The sequence below is a fragment of the Phenylobacterium haematophilum genome (assembly GCF_014196295.1).
Classification (GTDB): domain Bacteria; phylum Pseudomonadota; class Alphaproteobacteria; order Caulobacterales; family Caulobacteraceae; genus Phenylobacterium; species Phenylobacterium haematophilum.
In genome coordinates, this window is the sequence record NZ_JACIDK010000003.1 from 360,547 (window position 1) to 383,214 (window position 22,668).

At 68.6% G+C, this 22,668-nt stretch carries 21 protein-coding genes; 13 read left to right on the forward strand and 8 right to left on the reverse strand.

The genetic code is table 11. The annotated features are described in order from the left end of the window. Positions 1-78 precede the first annotated feature (78 nt). The 3 genes from GGQ61_RS12555 to GGQ61_RS12565 all read left to right on the forward strand — a co-directional run bounded on the left by GGQ61_RS12555 (position 79) and on the right by GGQ61_RS12565 (position 4,591). Positions 79-1,782 carry an Hsp70 family protein gene (locus GGQ61_RS12555; RefSeq protein ID WP_183773267.1) on the forward strand — a complete coding sequence of 568 codons (1,704 nt, stop codon included), beginning with the start codon at positions 79-81 and terminating at the stop codon, positions 1,780-1,782. Continuing rightward, positions 1,779-2,750: a J domain-containing protein gene (locus GGQ61_RS12560; RefSeq protein WP_183773269.1), complete on the forward strand. Its 972-nt coding sequence runs from the start codon at positions 1,779-1,781 to the stop codon at positions 2,748-2,750. The genes GGQ61_RS12555 and GGQ61_RS12560 overlap by 4 nt, the downstream gene beginning before the upstream one ends. A 110-nt stretch (positions 2,751-2,860) precedes the next feature. After that, positions 2,861-4,591: an alpha/beta hydrolase gene (locus tag GGQ61_RS12565; RefSeq protein WP_183773271.1), complete on the forward strand. Its 1,731-nt coding sequence runs from the start codon at positions 2,861-2,863 to the stop codon at positions 4,589-4,591. On the opposite strand, the gene GGQ61_RS12570 is transcribed toward GGQ61_RS12565, so the two are convergent. Then, positions 4,588-5,136 carry a GNAT family N-acetyltransferase gene (locus tag GGQ61_RS12570; protein WP_183773272.1) on the reverse strand — a complete coding sequence of 183 codons (549 nt, stop codon included), beginning with the start codon at positions 5,134-5,136 and terminating at the stop codon, positions 4,588-4,590. The two genes, GGQ61_RS12565 and GGQ61_RS12570, sit on opposite strands and share 4 nt — an antisense overlap. Next, positions 5,109-5,750 (reverse strand): helix-turn-helix transcriptional regulator, encoded by a 642-nt coding sequence (locus GGQ61_RS12575; protein WP_183773274.1) that lies wholly within the window; start codon positions 5,748-5,750, stop codon positions 5,109-5,111. The genes GGQ61_RS12570 and GGQ61_RS12575 overlap by 28 nt, the downstream gene beginning before the upstream one ends. 71 nt (positions 5,751-5,821) lie before the next feature. Between GGQ61_RS12575 and GGQ61_RS12580 the strand changes: the two genes are divergently transcribed. Then, positions 5,822-7,234, forward strand: coding sequence for an MFS transporter (locus GGQ61_RS12580; protein ID WP_183773276.1), 1,413 nt, complete (start codon positions 5,822-5,824; stop codon positions 7,232-7,234). Between the two features lie 292 nt (positions 7,235-7,526). On the opposite strand, the gene GGQ61_RS12585 is transcribed toward GGQ61_RS12580, so the two are convergent. Further along, positions 7,527-8,777, reverse strand: coding sequence for an aspartate kinase (locus tag GGQ61_RS12585; RefSeq protein WP_183773833.1), 1,251 nt, complete (start codon positions 8,775-8,777; stop codon positions 7,527-7,529). Positions 8,778-8,953: 176 nt separating this feature from the next. Here GGQ61_RS12585 and ubiG point away from each other — a divergent pair, with 176 nt between their 5' ends. The 7 genes from ubiG to GGQ61_RS12620 all read left to right on the forward strand — a co-directional run bounded on the left by ubiG (position 8,954) and on the right by GGQ61_RS12620 (position 13,942). Beyond that, positions 8,954-9,706, forward strand: coding sequence for a bifunctional 2-polyprenyl-6-hydroxyphenol methylase/3-demethylubiquinol 3-O-methyltransferase UbiG (gene ubiG, locus GGQ61_RS12590; protein WP_183773277.1), 753 nt, complete (start codon positions 8,954-8,956; stop codon positions 9,704-9,706). A 25-nt stretch (positions 9,707-9,731) separates the two neighbouring features. Beyond that, positions 9,732-10,535, forward strand: a complete 804-nt coding sequence (locus GGQ61_RS12595; RefSeq protein WP_183773278.1) for an FkbM family methyltransferase — start codon at positions 9,732-9,734, stop codon at positions 10,533-10,535. Positions 10,536-10,667: 132 nt separating this feature from the next. Further along, positions 10,668-11,588: an alpha/beta fold hydrolase gene (locus GGQ61_RS12600; RefSeq protein ID WP_183773279.1), complete on the forward strand. Its 921-nt coding sequence runs from the start codon at positions 10,668-10,670 to the stop codon at positions 11,586-11,588. A 79-nt stretch (positions 11,589-11,667) separates the two neighbouring features. Continuing rightward, positions 11,668-12,066 (forward strand): hypothetical protein, encoded by a 399-nt coding sequence (locus GGQ61_RS12605; RefSeq protein ID WP_183773280.1) that lies wholly within the window; start codon positions 11,668-11,670, stop codon positions 12,064-12,066. Between the two features lie 163 nt (positions 12,067-12,229). Then, positions 12,230-13,312 (forward strand): Zn-dependent alcohol dehydrogenase, encoded by a 1,083-nt coding sequence (locus GGQ61_RS12610; protein WP_183773281.1) that lies wholly within the window; start codon positions 12,230-12,232, stop codon positions 13,310-13,312. Positions 13,313-13,479: 167 nt separating this feature from the next. Then, a complete protein-coding gene (locus tag GGQ61_RS12615; RefSeq protein WP_183773284.1) occupies positions 13,480-13,674 on the forward strand; it encodes a hypothetical protein in 195 nt (64 codons plus the stop codon). A gap of 25 nt (positions 13,675-13,699) precedes the next feature. Continuing rightward, entirely contained in the window at positions 13,700-13,942 is a 243-nt protein-coding gene (locus GGQ61_RS12620; RefSeq protein WP_183773286.1) for a hypothetical protein, read from the forward strand. A 43-nt stretch (positions 13,943-13,985) separates the two neighbouring features. Here the strand turns inward: GGQ61_RS12620 and GGQ61_RS12625 are convergent, their stop codons facing one another. The 3 genes from GGQ61_RS12625 to arsC form a co-directional block, all read right to left on the reverse strand. Further along, positions 13,986-15,215 (reverse strand): TetR/AcrR family transcriptional regulator, encoded by a 1,230-nt coding sequence (locus GGQ61_RS12625; RefSeq protein WP_183773288.1) that lies wholly within the window; start codon positions 15,213-15,215, stop codon positions 13,986-13,988. Between the two features lie 91 nt (positions 15,216-15,306). Further along, on the reverse strand, positions 15,307-16,665 hold the full coding sequence (locus GGQ61_RS12630) for a M23 family metallopeptidase (RefSeq protein WP_183773290.1): 1,359 nt from the start codon (positions 16,663-16,665) through the stop codon (positions 15,307-15,309). Between the two features lie 136 nt (positions 16,666-16,801). Next, positions 16,802-17,161: an arsenate reductase (glutaredoxin) gene (gene arsC / locus GGQ61_RS12635; protein WP_183773292.1), complete on the reverse strand. Its 360-nt coding sequence runs from the start codon at positions 17,159-17,161 to the stop codon at positions 16,802-16,804. A gap of 174 nt (positions 17,162-17,335) precedes the next feature. On the opposite strand from arsC, the gene GGQ61_RS12640 reads away from it, so the two are divergent. Next, positions 17,336-17,935 (forward strand): YceI family protein, encoded by a 600-nt coding sequence (locus GGQ61_RS12640; protein ID WP_183773294.1) that lies wholly within the window; start codon positions 17,336-17,338, stop codon positions 17,933-17,935. Between the two features lie 4 nt (positions 17,936-17,939). Here the strand turns inward: GGQ61_RS12640 and GGQ61_RS12645 are convergent, their stop codons facing one another. Both GGQ61_RS12645 and ctrA read right to left on the reverse strand, forming a co-directional pair. Further along, positions 17,940-20,291: a M20/M25/M40 family metallo-hydrolase gene (locus GGQ61_RS12645; RefSeq protein ID WP_183773296.1), complete on the reverse strand. Its 2,352-nt coding sequence runs from the start codon at positions 20,289-20,291 to the stop codon at positions 17,940-17,942. A gap of 135 nt (positions 20,292-20,426) precedes the next feature. Beyond that, positions 20,427-21,122, reverse strand: a complete 696-nt coding sequence (ctrA, locus tag GGQ61_RS12650) for a response regulator transcription factor CtrA (protein WP_183773298.1) — start codon at positions 21,120-21,122, stop codon at positions 20,427-20,429. 322 nt (positions 21,123-21,444) lie between these two features. On the opposite strand from ctrA, the gene GGQ61_RS12655 reads away from it, so the two are divergent. Further along, positions 21,445-22,587, forward strand: a complete 1,143-nt coding sequence (locus GGQ61_RS12655) for an SDR family oxidoreductase (protein WP_183773300.1) — start codon at positions 21,445-21,447, stop codon at positions 22,585-22,587. Positions 22,588-22,668: the final 81 nt, after the last annotated feature.

Consider the following 22,668-nt stretch of genomic DNA (forward strand, 5'->3'; position numbering starts at 1 on the left):
CAATCGTCCTGGCTGAGGCGCGTTGGAGGGCGCAGGGCCGGATGTCCGAGGCCCGTGCGGTGAGCTCGGAGTACGGCGGTGATTGTCGGCATCGACCTGGGGACCACCAACTCGGCGATCGGCGTCTGGCGGGACGGCGAGGCGCAGCTGATCCCCAACAGCCTTGGCCACTACCTGACGCCGTCGGCGGTCGGCATCGCCGACGACGGCGCGTTGCTGGTCGGCATCGCCGCGCGGGAGCGGCAATCGACCCATCCGAACGACACGGCGACGGCGTTCAAGCGATATATGGGCAGCCAGAAGGCGACGCGGCTGGGCCATCGCGACTTCCTGCCCGAGGAGCTGTCGGCGCTGGTGCTGCGTGCGTTGAGAGCCGACGCCGAGGCCTTTCTCGGCGAGCTGGTCACCGAGGCGGTGATCGCGGTGCCGGCCTACTTCAACGACAAGCAGCGCAAGGCGACGCGGCGGGCGGGAGAACTGGCGGGGCTCAAGGTCGAGCGGCTGATCAACGAGCCGACCGCCGCAGCGCTGGCCTATGGCATCGGCGAGCGGGGCGACGAGGTGCGCTTCCTGGTGTTCGACCTAGGCGGCGGCACCTTCGACGTCTCGGTGCTCGAATTGTTCGACGGGGTGGTCGAGGTGCGCGCCTCGGCCGGCGACAACCGACTGGGGGGCGAGGACTTCAACGACGTGGTGGTCGACATGCTGCGTCGTCGGTTCGACGCCGAATGGGGCGAGGCGGCGCGGGACGACGTCGCGCTGCGGCAGCGCCTGCGCGCGGCGGCCGAACGCGGCCGGCGCGAACTGTCGGAGAAGCAGACCGCCAGGCTGTCGGTGGTCTGGAAGGACAAGGCTTACGAGCACGAGGTGACGGCCGAGGCGCTGGAGGCGGCGGCCGAGGGCCTGCTGAGCCGTTTGCGCGATCCGGTGCTGCGCTCGCTGCGCGACAGCGACCTGCGGATCGGCGCGCTGCACGAGATCGTGCTGGTCGGCGGCGCCACCCGGATGCCGATGGTCCGCAAGGCCGTGACGCGGATGTTCGGCCGTTTCCCGGCCGCCTCTATAAATGTCGACGAAGCGATCGCCCGCGGGGCGGCGGTGCAGGCTGGGCTGAAGGCGCGGGACGCCGCGCTGAACGAGGTCGTGCTGACTGACGTCTGCCCCTACTCACTGGGCGTGGACGTCGGCGAGCATGGTCCGAACGGCCAGATCCGCACGGGCCTGTTTTCGCCGATCATCGAGCGCAACACGACCATTCCGGCCAGCCGGGTCGAGTCCTTCCGGACCCTGCGCTCCGGCCAGCGGCAGATTGAATTCGGCGTCTATCAGGGCGAGGCGCGCTGGGTGGCCGAGAACATCAAGCTCGGCGACGTCATGATCCCGATCCCCGCCCGGCCAGCCGGAGAGGTCGAGGTGAAGTGCCGCTTCACCTACGACATCAACGGCCTGCTGGAGGTCGATGTCGAGGTGCCGCTGACGGGCGAGCGGCGGCAGCTGGTCGTCGTCGACGAGGAAAATGTGGATGACGCCGACGTGGCGACGCGTCGTGCCGCGCTGGCGCAGCTGAAGGTGCATCCGCGCGACGAGGCCCGCAACCGCGCGGCGATGGCGCGGGCGGGCCGCTGCTATGAAGACTTTATCGGCGAGCGCCGCGACTATGTGGCCCGGCTGATCGGTCAGTTCGAAAGCGTACTGGACCGGCAGGATCCGCGGGCGGTGGTGCTGGCGCGGGGTGAGCTTCTGGCGGCGCTGGACCAGCTGGAAGGCGAAAGCTTCCTTTGAGCGGGCGGTCGATCTGGGAGGTTCTCGGCCTCGACCCGACCGACGACCAGCGGGCGATCAAGCGCGCGTACGCCCTGCAACTGAAGAGGACACATCCGGAAGACGACGCCGCCGGCTTCCAGCTGTTGCGGCAGGCGTACGAGCACGCGATGGCGATCGCCGCGCACGAGGCGGTGCGCCTGCAGGTTACCCATACGGCCGAGGTCGAGCGCCCCGAACTGGTGGAGGAGAGGCCGCCGGCCGCCGAGCCGTTCACGCTCGAGGAGCCTCCGCACGAAGCGCACTGGCGCGCCTGCCGGCGGCTCGAGCAACTGCTGGGGGTGGAGGGGTCTGATCGGGCCGCCCTGACGGCCGCGCTCGACGCGGTGCTGCGTTCGGAATCCATGGCGAACCTGGAAATATTCGCCGACACAGAGGTGGGGCTGGCGCGCGTGCTGCTGCATTTCGCGCCGCGCGGCGACGTGCTGCTGCCTGGCGCGATTCAGCACTTCGGTTGGTATGATCAAGAGGATCGCTGGGATCTCGCGCCGGAGATCCGCGACGCGCTGGCCCGCGAGCGCGCGCTGGGCATGGTCGAGCGGCTTAGCAATCGCCGCCACCACCATCATCTCGGCTACATGACTCTGCGCGCTGGGCCGCCGCAGACGCTGGGCTTCTGGCGGCGGCTGCGGCTTTGCCGCCGTCATCGTCTCGTGTCCGGGCTTTTCCGCTTCGCTGCAGGACACGCGCCCGGCGTGCTGCATATGATCGATCCCGAGGCGGTCGAGGCGTGGGAACGGCGGCTCGCCAGGCGCGAGAGGACGCGCGCCGCCCGCTCGGTGTTCGGGGTGGTCGGAGCCTTTCTGGCCGTGGTGCTGCTGCTGTTCGCGGCCGCCATGCTCGACCGCCCGCAGAATCTTGCTGCGCGCGGGGCGGCGGAGCCGACCAACCCGGCGCGTCTGCACGGCAAGCCGGTCGACGGGGCGTGACCATTCCGGTCACGTCCTCCAAGCCCGAGGGTTAGAGCTTGCTGCCTGATTGCCTGACGGGGGCGGTCACCGCCATAGTCCCCACATAACAGCGTTCGGGGGCGGCGGCGATGGGGAAGGCTTGGCTGGGGCTGGTCGGGGGGCTTGCGGTGATCCTGAGCGGAGCGCTGCTCGCCTGGCTGGTGCAGACCGCGGGCGGGGTGAGCGTGCGCGATGTCCGCTTCGCCGGCGACCGTGGCACGACGCTCTCGGCGCTGCTCTACACGCCGGCTTCGGCCACGGCGGAGACGCCGGCGCCGGGCGTGCTGCTCAGCCACGGGTACATAAACACCCGCGAAATGCAGTCGGCCTTCGCCATCGAACTGGCGCGGCGCGGCTTCGTGGTGGTGGCGATGGACCAACCGGGCCACGGCTATTCAGACGCCATCGTCGGAGCCAACGACTTCGGCGGGCCGGCGGCGCTGCGCTACCTGAAGAGCCTGCCGCAGGTCGACAGGGCCAATATCGGCCTGGCCGGCCACAGTTTGGGCGGCGGACCGGTGGTCGGCGCCGCGGCCTCCGATCCGGATGGCTATCGCTCCGCGGTCCTGCTGGGCTCGACCCCGGCGATCGGGGCCGTGTTCGGCTCCGAGGCAAGGGCCGACCTGCGCAACCTGGCGCTGGTGTTCGGCGGCTACGACGAGTTCGCCGAGCTGATGTGGCAAGTCCCGCGCGGCTTCGACGTTCCGCGCTCGCCTGCTCTGCAGGCGCTGTTCGGGACGGGTGAGCCGATCGTTCCAGGCCGTATCTACGGCGACCTCGCGGCAGGGACTGCACATGTTCTCTATGTGCCGCCGGTCACACATCCATGGGAGCACTTCTCCTCGGTCGGCGTGGCGCCGGCCATCGACTGGTTCCAGCGCACCCTGGAAGGTGAGGCGCGGCCGCTGCCGCCGCAGCACCAGATCTGGTTCTGGAAGGAGGTCGGGACCCTGATCGCCTTCGCCGGGATGGCCGTGGTGTTGCTGGCCGCGTTCGAGATCCTGCTCAGCGTGCGCTGGCTGCACCGACTGGATCGGCGACCACAGCCGGCTGCGCCCGTCGTTCCGCGCCGCGACGGCCGATGGTGGCTATTCTTCGCGGTGACGGCGGCGCTGCCGGCGATCACCTACTTCCCTCTGATGAAGGTCGGCATGCTGTTCCTGCCGATGCCGCTCTACCCGCAGTGGATCACCAACCAGCTGCTGGTCTGGGCGCTGGGGGGCGCGGCCCTGACCCTGGTGATCGGCCTGGCGAGCAAGGCGCCGAAGCCGGCGGTGAGCGCCGACTGGCCGAGATCGGTGGTGATCGCGGTGCTGACGGTGGCGGTGGGCTATCTTACCCTGGTCGTGGTGGCGGGCGTGCTGCATGTCGACTATCGCTTCTGGGTCGTTGGTCTGAAGCCGCTCGACCTGCGCCATCTGGGCTATGTGCTGGCCTATCTGCCGCTCTGGACGGCCTTCTTCGTGATCGCGCTGCGCGGTCTGCATAGCCGGCTGGCGGTGGCGGGCGAGGGGCGCTGGAGCCATTACTTCGCCGGCATGGCGGCGATGTCGCTAGGGTTCGCCGCGCTGCTTGCGGTTCAGTACGGCGCACTGTTCCTGACCGGCCGACTGGCGATCGCCGAGCCGCTGAACACCATCATCGCCATCCAGTTCGTGCCGCTGCTTGCGCTGGTCGGGGTGATCTCGGTGTTCACCTGGCGGCGCACCGGCAGCCATCTGCCCGGGGCGCTGATCTGCGCGCTGCTGCTCACTTGGTACGTGAGCGCCGGCACGGCGACACACTGGTCGCCGAACTTCCAGCTGCCGATGCCGGGCTAGCCGCGCGCGACCCGCTTGGCCATCAGCAGATCCGGCCGGCCGAATCCGTTGGCGTCGGGCACCACTCCGACCGCCTCGTAGCCGAGCTTGCGATAGAAGAAGAACGGGTGGCCGTTGGTCGGGGCGATCTGGGCCAGCTTGGCGAGGGCGTCCGGGAAGAGGTCGGCGCCGAACAGGCTGGTGCCGCCGAACTCGTCGTCGGTCCCGAGATAGACGGTGAGCTTGCCCATGGCCGCCACGCGTGCTTCCAGCGCCGCAGTCAGCGCCGCGCCGACCCCCTTGCCATGATGGCGCGGGTCGACCGCCAGCGGATGCAGTTCGGCCGCGTGGCTGTAGGTGTCGATGCCGCCGATCAGGCCCAGCACGGCCTCGCCGTCGAGCGCGGCCAGAGCGAAGCGTTCGGGAACCGTGAGGAAGGTCTCGACCTCGGCCTCGGCTTCGCCGTCCTCCTGGTAGGCGGAGATGTGTGAGAAGGCCTCGCGTAGGATGCGTGCGCAGTCGGCGCGTTGGGCGGCGTTCAGGTGCTCGAAGGCGACGATGTCCATGGCGTGACAAGGTAGGCGCACCGCCGCGCGCCCGCCAGGATGTGGTCGGTGCGCTCGACGCCGGCTGGCGCGAGCAGGGCGCGAAACAGCGCCAGCTCCGAGCGGCAGAACCCCTGGCAGGCGCTGGCCGCCGCGCAGATCGGGCAGTGGTTTTCGATCAGCAGATAGCCGCCGTCAGCGAGCGGGGTCCACTCGGCCATGTAGCCCTCGGCGGCGCGCACGGCGACGAGGCGTTCCAGCTTCTGCTCGAGCGTCTCGGCGGCGGCGAGCGCGCGGCGGTAGCCGACCTCGATGGCGCGCTCGCGCCGCGCCACCAGCCGGTCCAGGCCCTCGTCGCCAAACTCGCTGCGGACCGCCTCCAGCAGTTCGATGGTCAGTTGGGCATGGGTGTTGGGGAACCGCTCGTCGCCCTTGGCGCTGAGCGACCAGGATCGGCGGGGGCGCCCGACCCCCATGCGTTCGGTGACGTGCTCGACCAGCCCCTCGGCGTGCAACTTTTCCATTTGCAGACGGGCGGCCTGGCGGGTGACACCCATGGCCTCGGCGATCGCCTTTGTCTGGGCTGGGCCTTTGCTCTTCAGCAGCAGGAGGATCTGGTCGGATGTGCTGCGCATTTGACAAATAGATGATTGCAAAACCTGCGTCCCGGGTCTAGCGCCTAAAATGTAAAGTTGGAGATTGTCAAATGGCTGCTGCGGCGCGCGCGGACGGAAGTTGGGCGGATGTGTTTGGCGAGGGGCGGCTGCCCCGGTTCGTGCTGATATGCCTGGGCGTCTGGATCAGCGCCGCCGACTCGATGGTCACGGCGACGATCATGCCGAGCGTCGGGGCCGACCTCGGCGGCTACGCCTATTTCGGCTGGGCGACGGCGGGCTTCCTGCTGGGTTCGGTGCTGGCCGGGGCGAGCTCGGGCCTGCTCGGCCTGCGCTTCGGCCTGCGGCGGGCGACGGCGGCCGCCGCGGTGCTCTACGCCGTGGGCTGCGCGCTCAGCGCTGGCGGGCCCGACATCGCCAGCTTTCTAATCGGGCGTGTGCTGCAGGGGCTCGGCGGCGGCTGGGTGGTCGGGTTCTGTTCGGTCGCCATCGGCCTGATGTTCCCCGACCGGCTGCTGCCGCGGGTCTATGCGACGATCACTGCGATCTGGGGCGTGGCCAGTCTGCTGGGGCCGCTGATCGGCGGGATATTCGCCGACCTCGGCGCGTGGCGCTGGGTGTTCTGGCTGTTTGCGATCCAGGGCGTCGGCGTGGCCTGGGCGGCCTATGTCATGCTGCCCAGCGACCGAGGGAACGACGCCGCCAAGGTCGCCTGGCCGCAGCTGGCGCTGATCGCGGCCGGGGTCATGGCCATCGGCCTGGCCGACATGGCCCGCGATTTCCTCCGTTCGGGGCTGCTGACGTCCCTAGGCTGCCTGCTGCTGGCCTTCACGGTCTGGTTCGATGGGCGCGCGCGCACGCGGCTGCTGCCGAAGGGCGCGAGCGACCTGACCACCATTCCCGGGGCGGGATTCGCCGCGATGTTCCTGCTCACCGTCGCCTCGATGGGCTTTGCGATCTACGGCCCCGCCATCCTGCAGAAGCTGGCCGGGTTGACGGCGCTGGAGGCCGGCTACGTGGTCGCCGGCGAGGCGGCGGCCTGGACGGTGATGGGCCTGCTGGTGGCGCACCTGACCGGGGCCTGGCCGCGGCGGATGATCCGGCTGGGGGCGGTCGTCGCCACCCTGGGCGTCGCGTTCGCGGCTTTGACCATGCCCTCGGCCTCCGTCGTCGGTGTGGTGGTTGCGGGCCTGTTCCTAGGCGGCGGTTTCGGTCTGTCCTGGGCGTTCATGAGCCAGCGCATCCTGGCTTCGCTGCCGGACGGCGACGAGCGGGCGATCGGCGCGGCGGCGATGACCACGGTGAGGCTCACCGGCTCGGCCGTGGGCGCAGCGGCGGCCGGCGCGGTGGCCAATCTGGTCGGGTTCTCGGAAGGTTTGAGCGAGGCCAGCGCCAGGTCGGCGGGCCTCTGGGTGTTCGTCGCGGTGCTGCCGCTCGCCGTCGCCGGGGTCTGGGCGGCGTTCGGTCTGACCTCGGCTAGGACGGACGGAGTGCGCCCAGCATGATCCGCGACAGGGCCGCAACCGCCTCCGCGCGGCTAAAACGCCCGGCCGCGGCGGCCCGCGAGGGAATGGCGGCGGCCCGGGTCGCCGCTGTCGGCGGAGGGGCGCGCCGTGCTGCTCGAGGGCTGGGTGAGGCCGGCCTGTTTCGGCCAGGCGGGCCAGGGTGAGCGCGTCGGTTCCCTCGGCGCGGACGATGGCCGCGCGCGATCGACGGCGTCTACGCCCTGGAGGACGCCGACGCCGCCTTCGATCGCTTCGCCGCCCGCGGCGAGCGCGGCCGGGTGTTGCTCAAACTCTAGAGCTGGTCGAGGCCGAAGCCGGCGTGCAGCGCGCGCACCGCCAGTTCGGTATAGGCCGCGTCGATCAGAACGCTGATCTTGATCTCCGAGGTCGAGATGACCTGGATGTTCACGCCCTTGTCGGCCAGGGCCTGGAACATCGTCTTCGCCACGCCGGTATGGCTGCGCATGCCGACGCCGATGACCGAAACCTTGGCGACGTCTTCGTTCACCTGCACGTCGTCGAAGCCGATCTGCGGTTGATGGGCGCGGACGATCTCGACGGCGCGCTGCGCATCGCGCTTACCGACCGTGAACTCCATGTTCGCGGTGTCGGCGGTGCGGGCGTGGCTCTGCACGATCATGTCGACGTTGACGTTTGCGTCGGCCAGCGCGCCGAAGATCACCGATGAGACGCCCGGATGGTCGGGCAGGCCGAACAGGCTGATCTTGGCCTCGTCACGGCTGTAGGCGACGCCGCTCACGATGCGCTTTTCCATGATCTCTTCCTCGTCGCACACGATGGTGCCTTGGCCGGGCGCTTCGCCGGGCTCGACAAAACTGGACAACACCCGCACCGGCACGTTCTGGGCCATGGCGAGTTCGACGGAACGGGTCTGCAGGACTTTCGCGCCCAGCGAGGCCATTTCGAGCATCTCCTCGTAGGAGATCTTGCCGAGCTTCTTGGCCTTGCTCTCGATGCGCGGGTCGGTCGTGTAGACGCCGTCGACGTCGGTATAGATATCGCAACGGATCGCCTTCACCGCCGCGGCGATGGCCACGGCGCTGGTGTCCGAGCCGCCGCGGCCGAGAGTGGCGATGCGGCCGTCGCGGGTCACGCCCTGGAAGCCGGCGATCACGGCCACTTCGCCGGCGTCGAGCGCGTCGGCCAGCTTTTCGGGCGGGATGTCGTCGATGCGGGCGCGGCCGTGAGCGTCGTCGGCGATGATCGGGATTTGCCAGCCCAGCCACGACTTGGCCGGCAGGCCCATGTTGCGCAGGGTCATGGCCAGCAGACCGGCGGTCACCTGCTCGCCCGACGCCACGACGGTGTCGTACTCGTCGTCCGACGAGGGCAGGCCCTGGGCGGCGGCGCCAGCGCCGTCGGTCCAGGCGACCAGTTCGTTGGTTTTGCCGGCCATGGCCGACACCACGACGGCGACCTTATGTCCGGCCGCGACTTCAGCCGCCACCAGGCGGCCGACGCGTCGGATACGCTCGAGGTCGGCGACAGATGTGCCGCCGAATTTCATCACTAGCCGAGACAGCGCAGGAGCTCCGCTTGAGAGGGAAGGCTGCGCCTAATAGCGGGGCCCGCCGTCAGGGGCAATGTCTGCCTTCGCAGGCGCGAAAAGGACGCGCCCCGCGCAAGATGGCGCCCATTCTAGGCCTTGGCGGCCGATAGGGGCTGGCGCCATCCGTCGCTCGGTAGGAAAAGGCTTTCATGTCGTCTGCGTCCGCATCCTCGATCGACCCGAAAGAGGTCGAACAATTCTCGCGCATCGCCGCCGAATGGTGGGATCCGAAGGGCAAGTTCGCCCCGCTGCACAAGTTCAACCCCGTGCGGCTGTCGTTCATCCGAGATCAGGTGCAGGAGCGGTTCGGGCGTGATCCGAAGGCGATCCGCCCCTTCGAGGGCCTGCGGCTGCTGGACATAGGCTGCGGCGGCGGGCTGCTGTGCGAGCCGATGGCGCGGCTCGGCTTCCAGGTGACCGGCGTCGATGCTTCAGAGCGCAATATCGGCACCGCCAGCGCTCACGCGGCCGAGCAGGGGCTCTCCATCGACTACCGCGCCACGACGGCCGAGGATCTGCTGGCGGCCGGCGAACGCCCGTTCGACGTGATCCTCAACATGGAGGTGATCGAGCATGTGGCCGATCCGGGGGCCTATCTGCGCGACTGCGCACGGCTGCTGGCGCCCGGCGGGCTGATGATCGTAGCGACCCTCAACCGCACGCTGAAGGCGCTGGCCCTGGCCAAGATCGGGGCCGAGTATGTGCTGCGCTGGGTGCCGGCCGGAACTCACGACTGGAACAAGTTTCTGAAGCCGGAAGAACTGCGCGGCTTCCTCGTCGGAGAGCCGGTCGCGGTGCATGGGCCGTACGGCGTGGCGTTCAATCCGCTGACCGACCGGTGGGTCCGCTCGGCGGACTGCGACATCAACTACATGGTGACGGTGACGCGGGACGCAGCGTAAAGAGGCCGGCCACGAGGAAGTACCCATGCCTTCTATCAGGGTGCTTGGTCACGCCTATCGCGCCTGGCGCCGTAACAGGACGTGGGCCAAGCACGAGCCCGAGACCCCGTATCTCGCCGATCTGCTCAGCGGTGCGCCGGTCTGCCTGCACGTGGGCGCCAGCGATGGTCGGCATTCTTACGTGATGACCCAGGTGGCGCCGATGGCGCAGGTCCACGCCTTCGAGCCGTCGGCTTTCACCTTCGAGGTGCTCAAGACCTGTCTGGCCTGGCACGGAATCTCGGCCCACGTGACTCCGGTCAATACGGCGGTCGCGGACATCCCCGGCGAGTTGCTGCTGGTGACGCCGATCAAGATGTCCGGGCGGATGGCGCGCGGCTACGCCTATGTCGCCGCCGAGCGTCCGCGGAGCCCTGTGCGCCCGGATTTCGAGGACATGGGCGCCGAGGTCGAGACCACCTCGGTGACGACCCTCGACCGATATTGCGAATCCCAAGGGCTGAGCCGGGTCGACTTCATCCGCATGGACGTCGAGGGCGCCGAGTTGAAGGCGCTGAAGGGCGCGGAGGGAATCATCGCGCGCGACCTGCCGCACGTGCTGATCGAGATCCACCCGCTGATGCTGGAGGGCCGGTTCGGCGGTACGGCGCGGGCGGTGCTCGAGGTGTTCCTGTCCCGCGGCTACCGGATGTTCGCGGTCAACGGCGACCGTCTGGAGGAATGTTCGGACGTCGACGTCGAGGCGCCTTGGAAGGACTACTTCTTCGTTCACCCGGAACGGGCCGGGGATCTGCCGGACGGGGTCTTCAAGGCGCGCATGGCGGCCTGACCGGATAGCCGTTTGTTCGGAGACGGCTGAGGCGAACCTATCTCCCTTCGGTTGAGATGTTGCGACGCAACGAAACTGCCGTCGCCCCAAGGCGTTCACCTTGCATCAGGCATCCGAGTTGGGAGCTGAACCTTGCATAAGAGACCCAAGGGCGTGCTGTCCGTGGGATGGGCATGTTTCACATCGGCCGCGAGCGGCCGGACCGAACACGTGCCGACGTCCGACGATTATCCGGACAGCGTCGTACGACGCTTTCGCTTTGAGGCGGGCGGCGGTCTTGGCTGGAAAATCTCCGCGATCACGACCCCCCGTGAGCGCGTCGCACCCTGGAAGATCGTGGTCGTGACTGGCGCGCCCTCCTGGGCCGAGTACTGGGCCCCTGTGCTGGCGGAATTGCCCGACGACCGCGAGATGGTGGTTGTCGACCGCCCCGGCTATGCCGGTTCCGAGCCGGTGGAATACGTCGGCGATATACAGGTCCAGGCGCGCGCGCTGGCGCCCCTGCTGCAGGCTCGGCCAGGCCAGAAAGTTCTGCTGGTCGGCCAGTCGTACGGCGCGGCCATCGCCTCGATCATGGCCGAGCAGAACCCCCGCCGCGTCGCCGGCCTGGTGATGCTGTCGGGCTATTTCGGCGAGTCCGGGCCGACCGCCCGCTGGCTGGTGCATCTGGGCACCAAACTTTTGAAGGTCATTCCGCGCGACCTGCGCCATGCGGTGCTCGAGGTGTCGGGGCAGCCGAGCCAATTGGAGCACCTGCACAAGGCGCTCGCGCGGCTGCGCATCCCAGTGCACGTGATCCACGGCGACAAGGACGACTTCGCGCCCATCGAGATCGCCGAACGGCTTGCGGTGCAGACCGCAAGCTGGAAGCCGATCCGCTTCGAGCGGGTGCCGGGCGGCAACCACTTCATCAGCGACGGTCCGGTCGAGCCGCTGCTGGCGTCGCTGGAGGCCTGCATTCCGGCCCGCACCTCCTGGAGGCTGCATCTGCCGGCCCTGCCGCGCCTGGCCTGGCCCAAGCTGCGCCTGGGCGGCCGCACTGCGCAGGCCTGATCACGATTGGACGCGTCGGGGAACTCCGCGCGCGGACCAGGGTTGGGTCGCGGCTGGGCGGGCCTCCGGAGGACCCAAGATGAACGCCAAGTTCTTACCCGCCCTCGCGGGCGCCGCGCTCGCGGCGCTGGCCGCATCGGCCGCGGCGCAACAACCGATGCCCTACGAGCAAGGTCGCGGCGTCAACCCGCCGATCGACAACCCGGCGAACCCGCCAGGCAGGAATTACGAGGCTCCGCCGGTCGCCGAGACCGGGCGGGGCGTGAACACCGCGGCCACCACGTCCGACCTGCGTGCGGGGTCGCGGGTGAAGGATGCGGCCGGCGCCGAGGTCGGCCAGGTCGTCAAGGTCGACGGCGGAATGGTCACCCTGTCTTCGAAGGGCAAGACGACGAAGGTGCCGATGTCGAGCCTCAGCACCTCGGGCTCTGACATCATCTCATCGACCAGCCGCGCGGAAGTCTGGGCGCCGAAGTAACCACAAGCAACATCTCCAGCGCCCGATCGGGGGGCTCAGGCCAAAAACGTCCTTGGCCACGGCCATCTGAACAGCGATAAGGTTGGCGTGACGAGCGCCGCGGCCATACCGTGGCTTCGATAATCCGCGCCCGATCGGGCGTCGCTTGGGGAGATCGCCGTAGATGAAAGCCGCAGTGCTGCGCGAAGTGGGCAAGCCGCTTCAAATCGAAGACGTCCAGATCAACAAGCCGGGCCCGCACGAAGTGCTGATCCGCACCAAGGCCGCCGGCCTCTGCCACTCCGATCTGCACTTCATGCAAGGCTCCTATCCGACGGCGCTCCCGGCGGTGCTGGGCCATGAGAGCGCCGGCGTCGTCGAGCAGGTCGGGTCGGAAGTGCGTACCGTGAAGCCGGGCGACCACGTCATCACCTGCCTCTCGGCCTACTGCGGCCATTGCGAGTTCTGCCTGACCGGCCACCTGTCGCTGTGCGTGTCCCCCGACACCAAGCGCGACGCCGAACAGGAGCCGCGTCTGAAGGCCACCACCGGCCCGATGCAGCAGTACCTGAACCTGTCGTCCTTCGCCGAGCAGATGCTGATTCACGAGCATGCCTGCGTCGCGATCCGCAAGGACATGCCGCTGGACCGCGCCGCCCTGATCGGCTGCTCGGTGATGACCGGCGTCGGCGCGGCGATCCACACCTCGAATGTCCGCCCGGGCGAGACCGTGGCGGTCATCGGCTGCGGCGGCGTCGGCCTGGCGGCGATCAACGGCGCGGCGATCGCCGGCGCCTCGCGGATCATCGCGATCGACATGGTGTCCTCGAAGGGCAACCTAGCCTCGCAGTTCGGCGCCACCGACTTCATCGACGCCTCCAAGACCGACGCGGTCAAGGAAGTGCTCGAGATGACAAAGGGCGGCGTGCACCACGCGTTCGAAGCCATCGGCCTGGCCAAGACCGCCGAGCAGGCGTTCGGCATGCTCCGCCGCGGCGGCACCGCCAATGTCATCGGCATGATCCCGATCGGCCAGACCGTCACCCTGCCGGGCTTCGCCTTCCTGTCCGAGAAGCGCATCCAGGGCTCGATGATGGGCTCGAACCGCTTCCCGGTCGACATGCCGCGCCTGGTGGACTTCTACATGTCCGGCAAGCTGAAGCTCGACGAGATGATCTCGCAGCGCATCAAGCTGGAGCAGGTCAACGAAGGCTTCGACGAGATGAAGAAGGGCGAACTGGCCCGCTCGGTCATCGTCTTCGACTGACGAAGAATTCCCCCGCTGGGGACGATCTGGAGCCCTCCCCTCGGGGAGGGCTTTTTTCGTGGGCGGGTGCTCGCTCAACTATTTGTAAGGCCCGCGCCCGGGGCGCGTCAGGTGGCGGGGCGAGGCTTGCTGACAGGCGGATGTCCCCGCCGTTCGGAGCAAGTCCCATGAAGCCCACCCTCATCGTCGCTGGTTCGCTGGCCGCCTCGCTCGCCCTGGCCGGTGTCGCCATGGCCGCTGCGCCGACCGCCGCCCCGGCGACCCAGTCCGCGCCTGCCAAGCCCGCCGCCCATCACAAGAAGCATAAGTCGCACCACAAGGCCGCTCGGGTGGCGACTGCGACGACGCCTGCCGCCAAGTAGCCGGGCGAGCCAAGGAGGAAACGCCATGTTCCGCAGTCTGTCCCTGATGACGGCGCTGGCCCTCGTCGCCGGTCTTTCGGCCGGCGGCGCGGCCTCGGCCGCGACCCAGTGTCGCGACGCCCAGGGGCATTTCACCAAGTGTTCGGCCGCTACCCCGGCCAAGCCTGAAAAGTGCCGAGACGCCAAGGGGCACTACGCCAAGTGCTCGCCAGCCAAGGCGACGACCGTCGCCAAGACGCCTCCTGCCGCCAAGGCCCCGACCAAGTAGGAGGCTGGGAGCCCCCGGGCGGATCGCACCCGGCCCGGGGGTTCTATTTCACGAAGTAGCCGAGCAAGGCCGGGCGGAGGTACTCCTCCATCACCCCGTCCGTGACCACCGGGCGCCGCCGCGGTTCCAGCGGTAGACAGGCGTTGAACGTCACCATCATCGCATGAGCCGCGAGCAGCGGATCGACCGGACGGATCGAGCCGTCGGCCACGCCGTCGGCGATGATGCCGGCGAATGAGTTCGTCGTCTGGAGGAACCGCACCAGCATCTGCCGGCGCATGGCCGGCGGCACCGCAGCGATGCAATGGTGGCGCAGCAGCCGTCCGCCGGCGCTCTGCGCCTGCAGCATGCCCAGCGAAGTCACCGCCAGCCACAGCCGCGTCCAGTTGCTGCCCGCCTTGGCTGCTTCGCGCTTGGCCTGGTCGATCAGGTCGAAGGTGGCGCCGAAGCAGGCGACGGCCAACTCGTCCTTGTCGGCGTTGTGGTGATAGAACGAACCCTTGGTGACCTTGAGTTCGGCCGAAATCTTGTCGACCGACGCGCCGCGGTACCCCTCGCGGTTCATCAGCTTCGTCGCGGCCAGCAGGAATCGGTCGCGGGTGACCTCGTCGTTTTCGGCGCTCAGCGCGCCAAGCTGCAGCAGCGGTCCGTCGGGCCAGGGCTGATGGACGGCCGGGAGGCCGTTGATCATGATGTCGCTTAGCCGGGCGGCGACGCGCGGATAGTCCTGCGGCTCATAGGTCGGCAGCCAGGTGTCAGCCCAGGTGAGCTGGTTCACCACCAGTCGCGCCAGGCCCTGGCGGCGCGGCGTGCTGACCCACGGGGTGTCGTCCGACTTCAGCAGTCGTCCGATGCGGACGTAGAGCGCCTCGAAGCTCTGGATCACTGGCTGCTTCTGTTCGCCTTCGATCAGATAGACTTCGCTGAACGGCGCCAGCACATCCTCCTCGCCGACCTCGATGCGGCGGCGGGTTTCGAAGTAGGCGGCGATGAAGGCGGTCAGGCGCTCGGCCGGAGTGGTGTGGGTCTCAGCCTCGTCGAGCATGAGCGCGAAGCGGGCGATGGTGTCGCGCAACACCGCCGCGGCGAGATCTTCCTTGCGCTTGAAGTAGTAGGTGAGGCTGACCGGGTGCAGGTCCATCCGCTTGGCCACGGCGGCCAGGGTGAACCCGCTCATGCCCTGGTCGGCGAACACCTGGGTCGCGGCCGCCATGATGGCGTCGCGCTTGGCGGCGTAACGCGCGCGGGGCTTGGGATTGACGGATGCAGTCAAGGCGGCTCTCCGCGCGAGCAGGGTTCGATCCGCCACTTTAGTGCGCGCGAGAGCCGGTTGGAAGCCGCGTGGCGGCTTCCCCTAGGACAACCTAACGTCGCAGCGCCAGGGGCGGGGCGGTGTCGGCGACCGCCAAGCGGGCGGGCGCCTCGTCGGCGCCTTGCTCTCGGACGAGAGCGTCGATGCGGGCCTTCTGGGCGCGGAAGGCGGCCAGTTCGCCGCCAGCCAGCACGGTGCCCTGCGGCACCTTCGCGCCGATCGGGTTCACGCGTTTGCCGTTCTGCCAGATCTCGTAGTGCAGATGCGGGCCGGTGGAGGCGCCGGTCGACCCGACATAGGCCACGACCTGGCCCTGGCTGATGCGCGCGCCGGCTTTGATGCCCTTTCCGAAGCGCGAGAGGTGAGCGTAGCCGGTCTCGAAGCCGCCGGAGTGACGGATCCGCACCCAGTTGCCGTAGCCGCCCCAGCGTCGGGCTTCGACGACGACGCCGTCGCCGGCGGCGAGCACAGGGGTGCCGGTCCCGGCCCCGAAGTCGATACCCTGGTGCATGCGGTTGTAGCCGAGGATCGGGTGACGGCGCATGCCGAAGCGGCTGGTCATCCGCGCGTTGTCGACCGGCGTGCGCAGCAGGAAGCCTTTGATGTTCTTGCCCGTTTCGTCGAAGTACTGGACATCGCCGTTCTGGCGCTCGAAGCGATAGAACTGCACGCCCTTGATCTGGGCGTACTCCAGGTCGCCGGTCTCGATGGTGCGGCCGCTCTCGGTGACCTTGCGGTCGAAGACCATGGTGAATTCGTCGCCGGGCTTCAGGTCGCGGTCGAAGTCGACCTTGTGCGAGAACAGCTTGACCATGCCGGCGACGATCGAGGGGTTGGCCCCCATGCGCGAGGCGCTCTCGTAGAGCGAGCCGGTGATCTCGCCGCGGGCGACCATCTGCTCGTCGCGGATTTTTTCCTCCAGCTCGCGCAGGCGCAGGGCGCCGTCGAACGTGCGCGAGAGGGTGATGGACTGGGCCGGACCGGTGCGGAGCGAGAGGCCCACGAGGCGGGCCGGGCCGCGCTCGCCGCGCGGCTTGGCGACGGCGGCGTCGAAGGCCATGCCGGCCTTGATGTGCACCGTGTCCATGGCCTCCGCCAGGGTCTCGACGGCGCGGCGGGCCTCGTCGCGCGGCACGCCGGCGCGCTCGACAGCGGACTCCAGCGTCTCACCAGGCAGCACCTTGACCGGGACGCTCCGCGGACGGCCGAAACCGGGCTGGGCTTCGGACTGAGTAAAGGCGGCGTGCTGCAGGGCGGTGATCGCCGCCGGATCGAGCGGCGCTTTGGTGGGAGCCGCGGCCTCGTCGGCGGTCAGCTTCCAGCCTAGCGCCAGGGCGGCGACGCCGGCGGCGCCAATGGCCAGGCGCGGAGTCAGCCGAAAGGTCGGACGTCGCGGATCGAACTCTTGCATCGTGCCCCCGTACTCGCGACGCCACACGGCCTGCCGGCCAATGCGAAAGCTGCGTCGTAACTGGCGAACGGCTTAACCGTTCTCTACCGATATGGTTAATCGCCGGTAACCAATCCGGCGACCCTCACAGCTCCGGTTAGAGCAGACCAAGGACCAGTTCGGCAGGACGGCACAGCGCCGCACCCTTTGGGGTCGAGACGATAGGGCGATTCACGAGGATCGGATCGAGGATCATGGCCGCGATGACGGCCTCGTCGGAGGTGGCCGGATCGGTCAGGCCGAGCTCAACGGCCTTGGTGCCGCGTTCGCGCAGGAACTCTCGGGGGGAGACGCCCATCTTGGCCGCGAGGGCGACCAACTGGTCTTTGGTCCAGCCGGTCTTCAGGTACTCGACGACGGTGGGCTCGAGGCCCTTTTCGCGCAGCAGCGCCAGGGTGTTGCGCGAGGTCCCGCAGGCGGGATTGTGATAGATAATGATTTCGTCCTGCGCGGTCATGCGGGTCCTCCGTGGCCTGGGTGGGCTCAGCGGGATCGGCATAGCGCGTTCGCCCGCCGGTACGCCAGACCCGCGACGGTCTTGTGAAAACCAGCGCTTGTTCTTGACGGACGGCGGGTGGGGTTCGATCTAGGTCCGATCTGGGCCATTTCGATTTTCGGAGAACTGCAGACGATGAAGAAGCTTCTCGCGGCCGCGAGCATGGCGATGCTGATCGCCACCCCGGCCTTCGCCCAGATGCCCGGCGCCCCGGACACCTCGCGCATCGCCGCGGCGACCTACAAGGTCGACGGCCACCATACTCAGGTCGTCTGGTCCCTGAACCACATGGGCTTCTCGGTCCTGTACGGCATGTTCGGCGAGATGACCGGCAGCCTGACCCTGGACCCGGCCAATCCTTCGGCGGCCAAGGTGGTCATCGACATCCCGATGTCGGGCTCGACCACGACCTCGCCCGGCTTCACCAAGCACCTGGCCAGCAAGGACCTCCTCGACGTCGAGAAGTTCCCGACCGCCAAGTTCGTCTCGACCTCGGTCGTCGTCGACGGCCAGACCGCCAAGATCAACGGCGACCTGACCCTGAAGGGCGTGACCAAGCCGGTGACCCTCGACGCCAAGCTGACCGGCGCTGGGACCAATCCGATGAGCAAGGCGGCCACCGTCGGCTTCGAAGCCACCGCCAAGATCAAGCGCAGCGATTTCGGCCTGGGCTACGCCCTGCCGGTGGTCGGCGACGACGTCGACCTGAAGATCACGGCCGCCTTCGAGAAGTAAGGCGCTACCAAGTGAACCTGCGGGCGCCGCCGACGATGGTTGCGCCCGAGGTTCCGATGGCCATCAGGTCGGCGGGGCGAGCGGGCAAGGGCTTCGCTTCCGCCGGCCATTGGTCGATGACCGTGGAATACTTGACGTCGATCGCTCCAGGGCCCGCCGCGCGGAAGGTCAGGGTAAGGCCCTCGGTGGGCGCCTCCCAGTTGATCCGGGCTGAACCTCCCGGAAACGGCTTGAGTGGATGTCCGTTGACGGCCGCATTCTCCAGCTTGGTTTTGGCGTCGAGGCGCAGCAAGAGCGTGCGCGCGCCCGGCGCGTCGAGGTGCAGACGGTAGCTGCCGTCCGGCTGACGCGTGAACTTCATGCCGCCCGGCGGGACGGCGACGACGGCGGCCGGAGCCGCCCAGACGCCGTCGCGCCGCAGGCCTGGCAGCTTCATCTTTTCCACCGCGCCGCCGTCGGCGCCGAGCACGCCGCGCGTCCAGGCTGGCAGGCTGCGCGCGTCGCTGATGCGATAGGCGCGCGCCGCCTCGCGATCGAAGTAGTAGGCGACGTGGGTGGCCTGCGGGTGGCGGGCGGTCCAGGGCGGATCGAGCCGCACCACGGCGACCGCGACCGCGCCAAGCAGGATGACGGCCAGAGCCGACATCCGCGCACCCTTCTGGTCCTCGGCCGGCTGGGCCAGCGGCCAGAGCGCCAGGGCGGCGAGCCAGACGATCAACGCCAGCAACTCGGGCTGGTCCAGACCCTGGTAGATGCCATGCCCGAACGCCAGCAGCCACGACAGGCCGAGCACGCCAGCGATCGTCAGGACGATGAGCACGGTCAGGGTGCGGCGAGCGCCGAGCGTGGTCAGCGCCGCGGCGAGGCTGGCGAGGACCAGCGGCCAGCCGACCAGGAAGGCGGTGGTCGGCGCGGCGTATTGCAGGGTCACGGCGACCAGTAAGCCGGCAGCCAGGACGCCGGCCCAGGCGCCAGCCAGGCGCGTTGGCCGTCCGAAGCTCAGCACCGCCAGCACCGCAGCGACCGCCCCGAGCGCCAAGCCTGCCACGTCGAACTGTCCAAAGGCCGAGCAGGCGCCCCCAGCGATCAGCGCCAGCACGGCGCCCGCCAGCCGGGTGCGGCCGCGGCCTGCGGCGGCGGCGGCGAGCAGCAGCGCGCCGACGCCCAGCAGGGCGAGCGCAGTCTCCCAGCGGCCGGCCTGGGCCAGCAACTGGCCCTGCTCGGGGAAGCCGAATGGAACGCCGGTGGCGAGGCGGGCGAGGCGGAACGCCGCGGCGGCGAAGGTCAGGGTGAAGAGGGCCGCGCCCATCCCCTTCAGCACGTCGAAGAACGATAGCGCTCCCGCCCTCCGCGCACGCAGCATGGCCAGCGTCAGCATCACGCCCGCGACGGCCACGACAACCCAGCCGGCCGCTTGCGGATAGGCGAGAATGTGGCCGCCAACGGTGTTGGCGTAGACGAGGTTCGGGCCCTTGGCCGGCAGCGTCTTGGCCTCGGCGGCGGCGATGGTCGCGGCCAACACTTGCTCGCCCATGTGCTGCACCGAGCCCTGGTCGAGGTTGGCCGCCGTCGAGGTGGAGGCGTGATAGTCGAACTGGCTGCCGATAAAGGCGTAGTTCAGACCCGGAACGCCCTTGGCTTCGGACACCGAGAAGTCGGTGTCGTTGGGCATGTGCTCGTAGAGGAAGACGGTGAGGGACGAGGCGACCGGCGAGACGGCGCTCTTGCGGAAGAACTCGATCGTGCCGGCGTTGTCAGATCCGGTCTGGAACATCTGCGCGCGGCCGCCGCCGCCCCGGGCTTCCATATTGAGCAGGAATCCGATGCGGCTGGCCAGCGGGTGCTGGTCGAAGAAGGCCTGCGCGCCAAGCAAGCCGCTCTCCTCGCCGTCTGTGATCACCAGAATGATGTCTCGGGCGGGTCGGCCCTTGGCCTTGATCGCGCGGGCGATCTCCAGGGCTGCGGCGGCGCCGGAGGCGTCGTCCGCCGCACCGGGCGAGCCTGGGACGCTGTCGTAGTGCGCCATGAGCGCCACCGCCGGCGCGGTGCGGTCGGCCCCGGGCAGCACGCCGATAATGTTCTCCACAGCGCCGCCGGCGATCCTGCCGTCTTCCTGGCGCAGCACCTCCGCGCGCTGCACCTGCGGGGAGAGGCCGAGCGCTGTCATCCGGGCGACGACGTGATCGCGGGCCGCGGCGTTAGCCGGGCTGCCCATCGGGTGAGGGGTCTTGGCGATGACCTCGATGTCGGCCATGGCGCGGGCGGCGGAGAAGGCCGTGGCAGGGGCGTCGACGGGCAGGGGAGCGGGCGTGCGCTCCTGGGCCCAGCCAATCAGGAACGCGAACGCAAGGCACACGAATAGTGCGATAGTTCTTCCCAACGCCCTCTCCCCCGATCTCTCGGCGAGCCTAGCCTGGAACGCGGGCAAAAAGAAAACGCCCGCCGGAAGGAGCGGCGGGCGTTCGGTGGTTCAGTGAAGCGTCGGGCCCGTTCAGGCGGCCGCAGCGCTCTCGTGCGGGTCGCGCAGCACGTAGCCGCGCCCCCAGACGGTTTCGATGTGATGCTTGCCGTCGGCGGCGGCCGCCAGCTTCTTGCGCAGCTTGCAGATGAAGACGTCGATGATCTTCAGCTCGGGCTCGTCCATGCCGCCGTAGAGGTGGTTCAGGAACATTTCCTTGGTGAGCGTGGTGCCCTTGCGGAGCGAGAGGAGCTCCAGCATCTGGTATTCCTTGCCGGTCAGGTGGACGCGGCTGTTGTTCACTTCGACGGTCTTGGCGTCGAGGTTCACGGTGATGTCGCCGGTCTTGATGACCGATTGGGCATGGCCCTTGGAGCGACGGACCACCGCGTGGATACGGGCGACCAGTTCATCCTTGTGGAAGGGCTTGGTCATGTAGTCGTCGCCGCCGGCGCCGAACGTCTTGACCTTGGTGTCGATCTCAGCCGTCCCGGACAGGATCATGATCGGAGTATTGATCTTTGCGACCCGCAGGGTGCGCAGAACGTCCATGCCGCTCATGTCGGGCAGGTTCAGGTCGAGCAGGATAAGATCGTAGTCATAGATCTTGCCCAGATCGACGCCTTCCTCGCCGAGGTCCGTCGTATAGACGTTGAAACCCTCGGATTTGAGCATCAATTCAATGCTCTGCGCCGTGGCGCTGTCGTCTTCGATCAACAGTACGCGCATCAGTTCCTCCTCGAACGGTAGCGCTAGAAACCTACAAATTGGGCAATCCGCCCCGATCCTCGCTGTTAACTTGCCAGCGAGTTAATTTATGACCGGTTAATGGTGAAGCGCCTTCGGACGAATCGTTAACTCGGTTCGGGAATCGGCGACAAGCGCCGGCCTCCGGGACGAGTCGCGTGGCTGTTGAATCTTTTGTGATTAGACTTGATGGGCGAACAGCGGCTGCCGCCGCGCCCCGATCTTAACCGCGTGCGCCGGGCGGAACGGTCACGGCGGCGGCTCGTTTGGACCTGAAGCAGTCCCCCCAGCCCGAAGGATCGTCATGGCCGTGAAACTGAAGCCGCTCGCCGACCAGGTCATCGTCATCACCGGAGCATCGTCGGGCATCGGCCTGGCGACTGCGCGCAAGGCCGCCAAGGCTGGAGCCGCCGTAGTGCTGGCCGCGCGCAACGGCGAGGCCCTGCGGGCGATCTGCGAGGACATCAACGTCCAGGGCGGCCGCGCCCATGCCGTGGTCGCCGACGTCGGCGCGCCGGAGGATGTCGACAAGATTGCGCGCGCGGCGATCGCGCGGTTCGGCCACTTCGACACCTGGGTCAACGACGCCGGCGTCGGGCTCTATGGCGAACTGGCTGACACCACGGCGGAAGATCACGAGAGGCTGTTCCGAACCAACTACTTCGGGGTGGTCAACGGCTCTCTGGAGGCGGTCAAGCACTTCCGGGAGAACCATCGGGCTGGGGCCGTGATCAATGTCGGCTCGGCGCTGTCGGACGTGGCCGCGCCGTTGATGGGCGCCTATTCTGCCTCCAAGCACGCGGTTAAGGGCTTCACCAACGCTCTGCGTTTGGAAGTGTTGCGCGAGCAGATCCCGGTGTCCGTGACGCTCATCAAGCCGTCGAGCGTCTCGACCCCGTTCGCTGACCATGCGCGCAACATGATGGACCAGCCCGCTTCGGTCCCGCCGCCGCGCTATGCTCCGGAGGTGGTCGCCGACGCGATCCTGCACGCGGCGGTCCATCCTATCCGCGACATCGCGGTCGGCTCGGGCGCGCGTCCGATGGCGATAGGATCGGCGGCCGCGCCGATCCTGGTCGACAGGATGATGGCCCGGATGATGCCGCCGATGACCCGCCGTCGCGGCGACAAGCCTACCCGCGACAGCCTGCATGCGCACGGCGTCGATGGCATGACGGAAAGCGAGCACCTGAAGGGCCGCAGGTTCAGCGTCTACACCGAGGTGCAGAAGCGGCCTGGCCTGACGCTGGGACTCGGCGCGCTGGCGGTGGTGGGGATCGCCGCGTTCCTGGGCCGAGACGGTCTGTCCAAAAACGCACGGCCGATGTTGGCCAAGGCGGCGCGGCCGCTGCTGATGCGAGCCGCTATGCAACGTCCCGCGGCCGCGGCCCGGCTGGTGGCGCGCCATCCGGGCAGGGCGGCGCGATTGGCCGCTGCTCTACGCTGACGGGCCGGGGAATCTTCATCGGGAGTTAACGGCGGCGGGCGGATTCTCCCAGGCGGTCGAATCTGACCGCTGGGGTCCCGT

Bases quoted from the DNA above. Each gene is read 5' to 3' on its own strand.
- GGQ61_RS12595 (WP_183773278.1), top strand. From the start codon at position 9,732: ATGCCTTCTATCAGGGTGCTTGGTCACGCCTATCGCGCCTGGCGCCGT.
- arsC (WP_183773292.1), bottom strand. From the start codon at position 17,161: ATGACCGCGCAGGACGAAATCATTATCTATCACAATCCCGCCTGCGGG.
- GGQ61_RS12570 (WP_183773272.1), bottom strand. From the start codon at position 5,136: ATGGACATCGTCGCCTTCGAGCACCTGAACGCCGCCCAACGCGCCGAC.
- GGQ61_RS12565 (WP_183773271.1), top strand. From the start codon at position 2,861: ATGGGGAAGGCTTGGCTGGGGCTGGTCGGGGGGCTTGCGGTGATCCTG.
- GGQ61_RS12630 (WP_183773290.1), bottom strand. From the start codon at position 16,665: ATGCAAGAGTTCGATCCGCGACGTCCGACCTTTCGGCTGACTCCGCGC.
- GGQ61_RS12655 (WP_183773300.1), top strand. From the start codon at position 21,445: ATGGCCGTGAAACTGAAGCCGCTCGCCGACCAGGTCATCGTCATCACC.
- GGQ61_RS12620 (WP_183773286.1), top strand. From the start codon at position 13,700: ATGTTCCGCAGTCTGTCCCTGATGACGGCGCTGGCCCTCGTCGCCGGT.
- GGQ61_RS12615 (WP_183773284.1), top strand. From the start codon at position 13,480: ATGAAGCCCACCCTCATCGTCGCTGGTTCGCTGGCCGCCTCGCTCGCC.
- ctrA (WP_183773298.1), bottom strand. From the start codon at position 21,122: ATGCGCGTACTGTTGATCGAAGACGACAGCGCCACGGCGCAGAGCATT.
- GGQ61_RS12605 (WP_183773280.1), top strand. From the start codon at position 11,668: ATGAACGCCAAGTTCTTACCCGCCCTCGCGGGCGCCGCGCTCGCGGCG.
- GGQ61_RS12640 (WP_183773294.1), top strand. From the start codon at position 17,336: ATGAAGAAGCTTCTCGCGGCCGCGAGCATGGCGATGCTGATCGCCACC.
- GGQ61_RS12580 (WP_183773276.1), top strand. From the start codon at position 5,822: ATGGCTGCTGCGGCGCGCGCGGACGGAAGTTGGGCGGATGTGTTTGGC.
- GGQ61_RS12610 (WP_183773281.1), top strand. From the start codon at position 12,230: ATGAAAGCCGCAGTGCTGCGCGAAGTGGGCAAGCCGCTTCAAATCGAA.
- GGQ61_RS12575 (WP_183773274.1), bottom strand. From the start codon at position 5,750: ATGCGCAGCACATCCGACCAGATCCTCCTGCTGCTGAAGAGCAAAGGC.
- ubiG (WP_183773277.1), top strand. From the start codon at position 8,954: ATGTCGTCTGCGTCCGCATCCTCGATCGACCCGAAAGAGGTCGAACAA.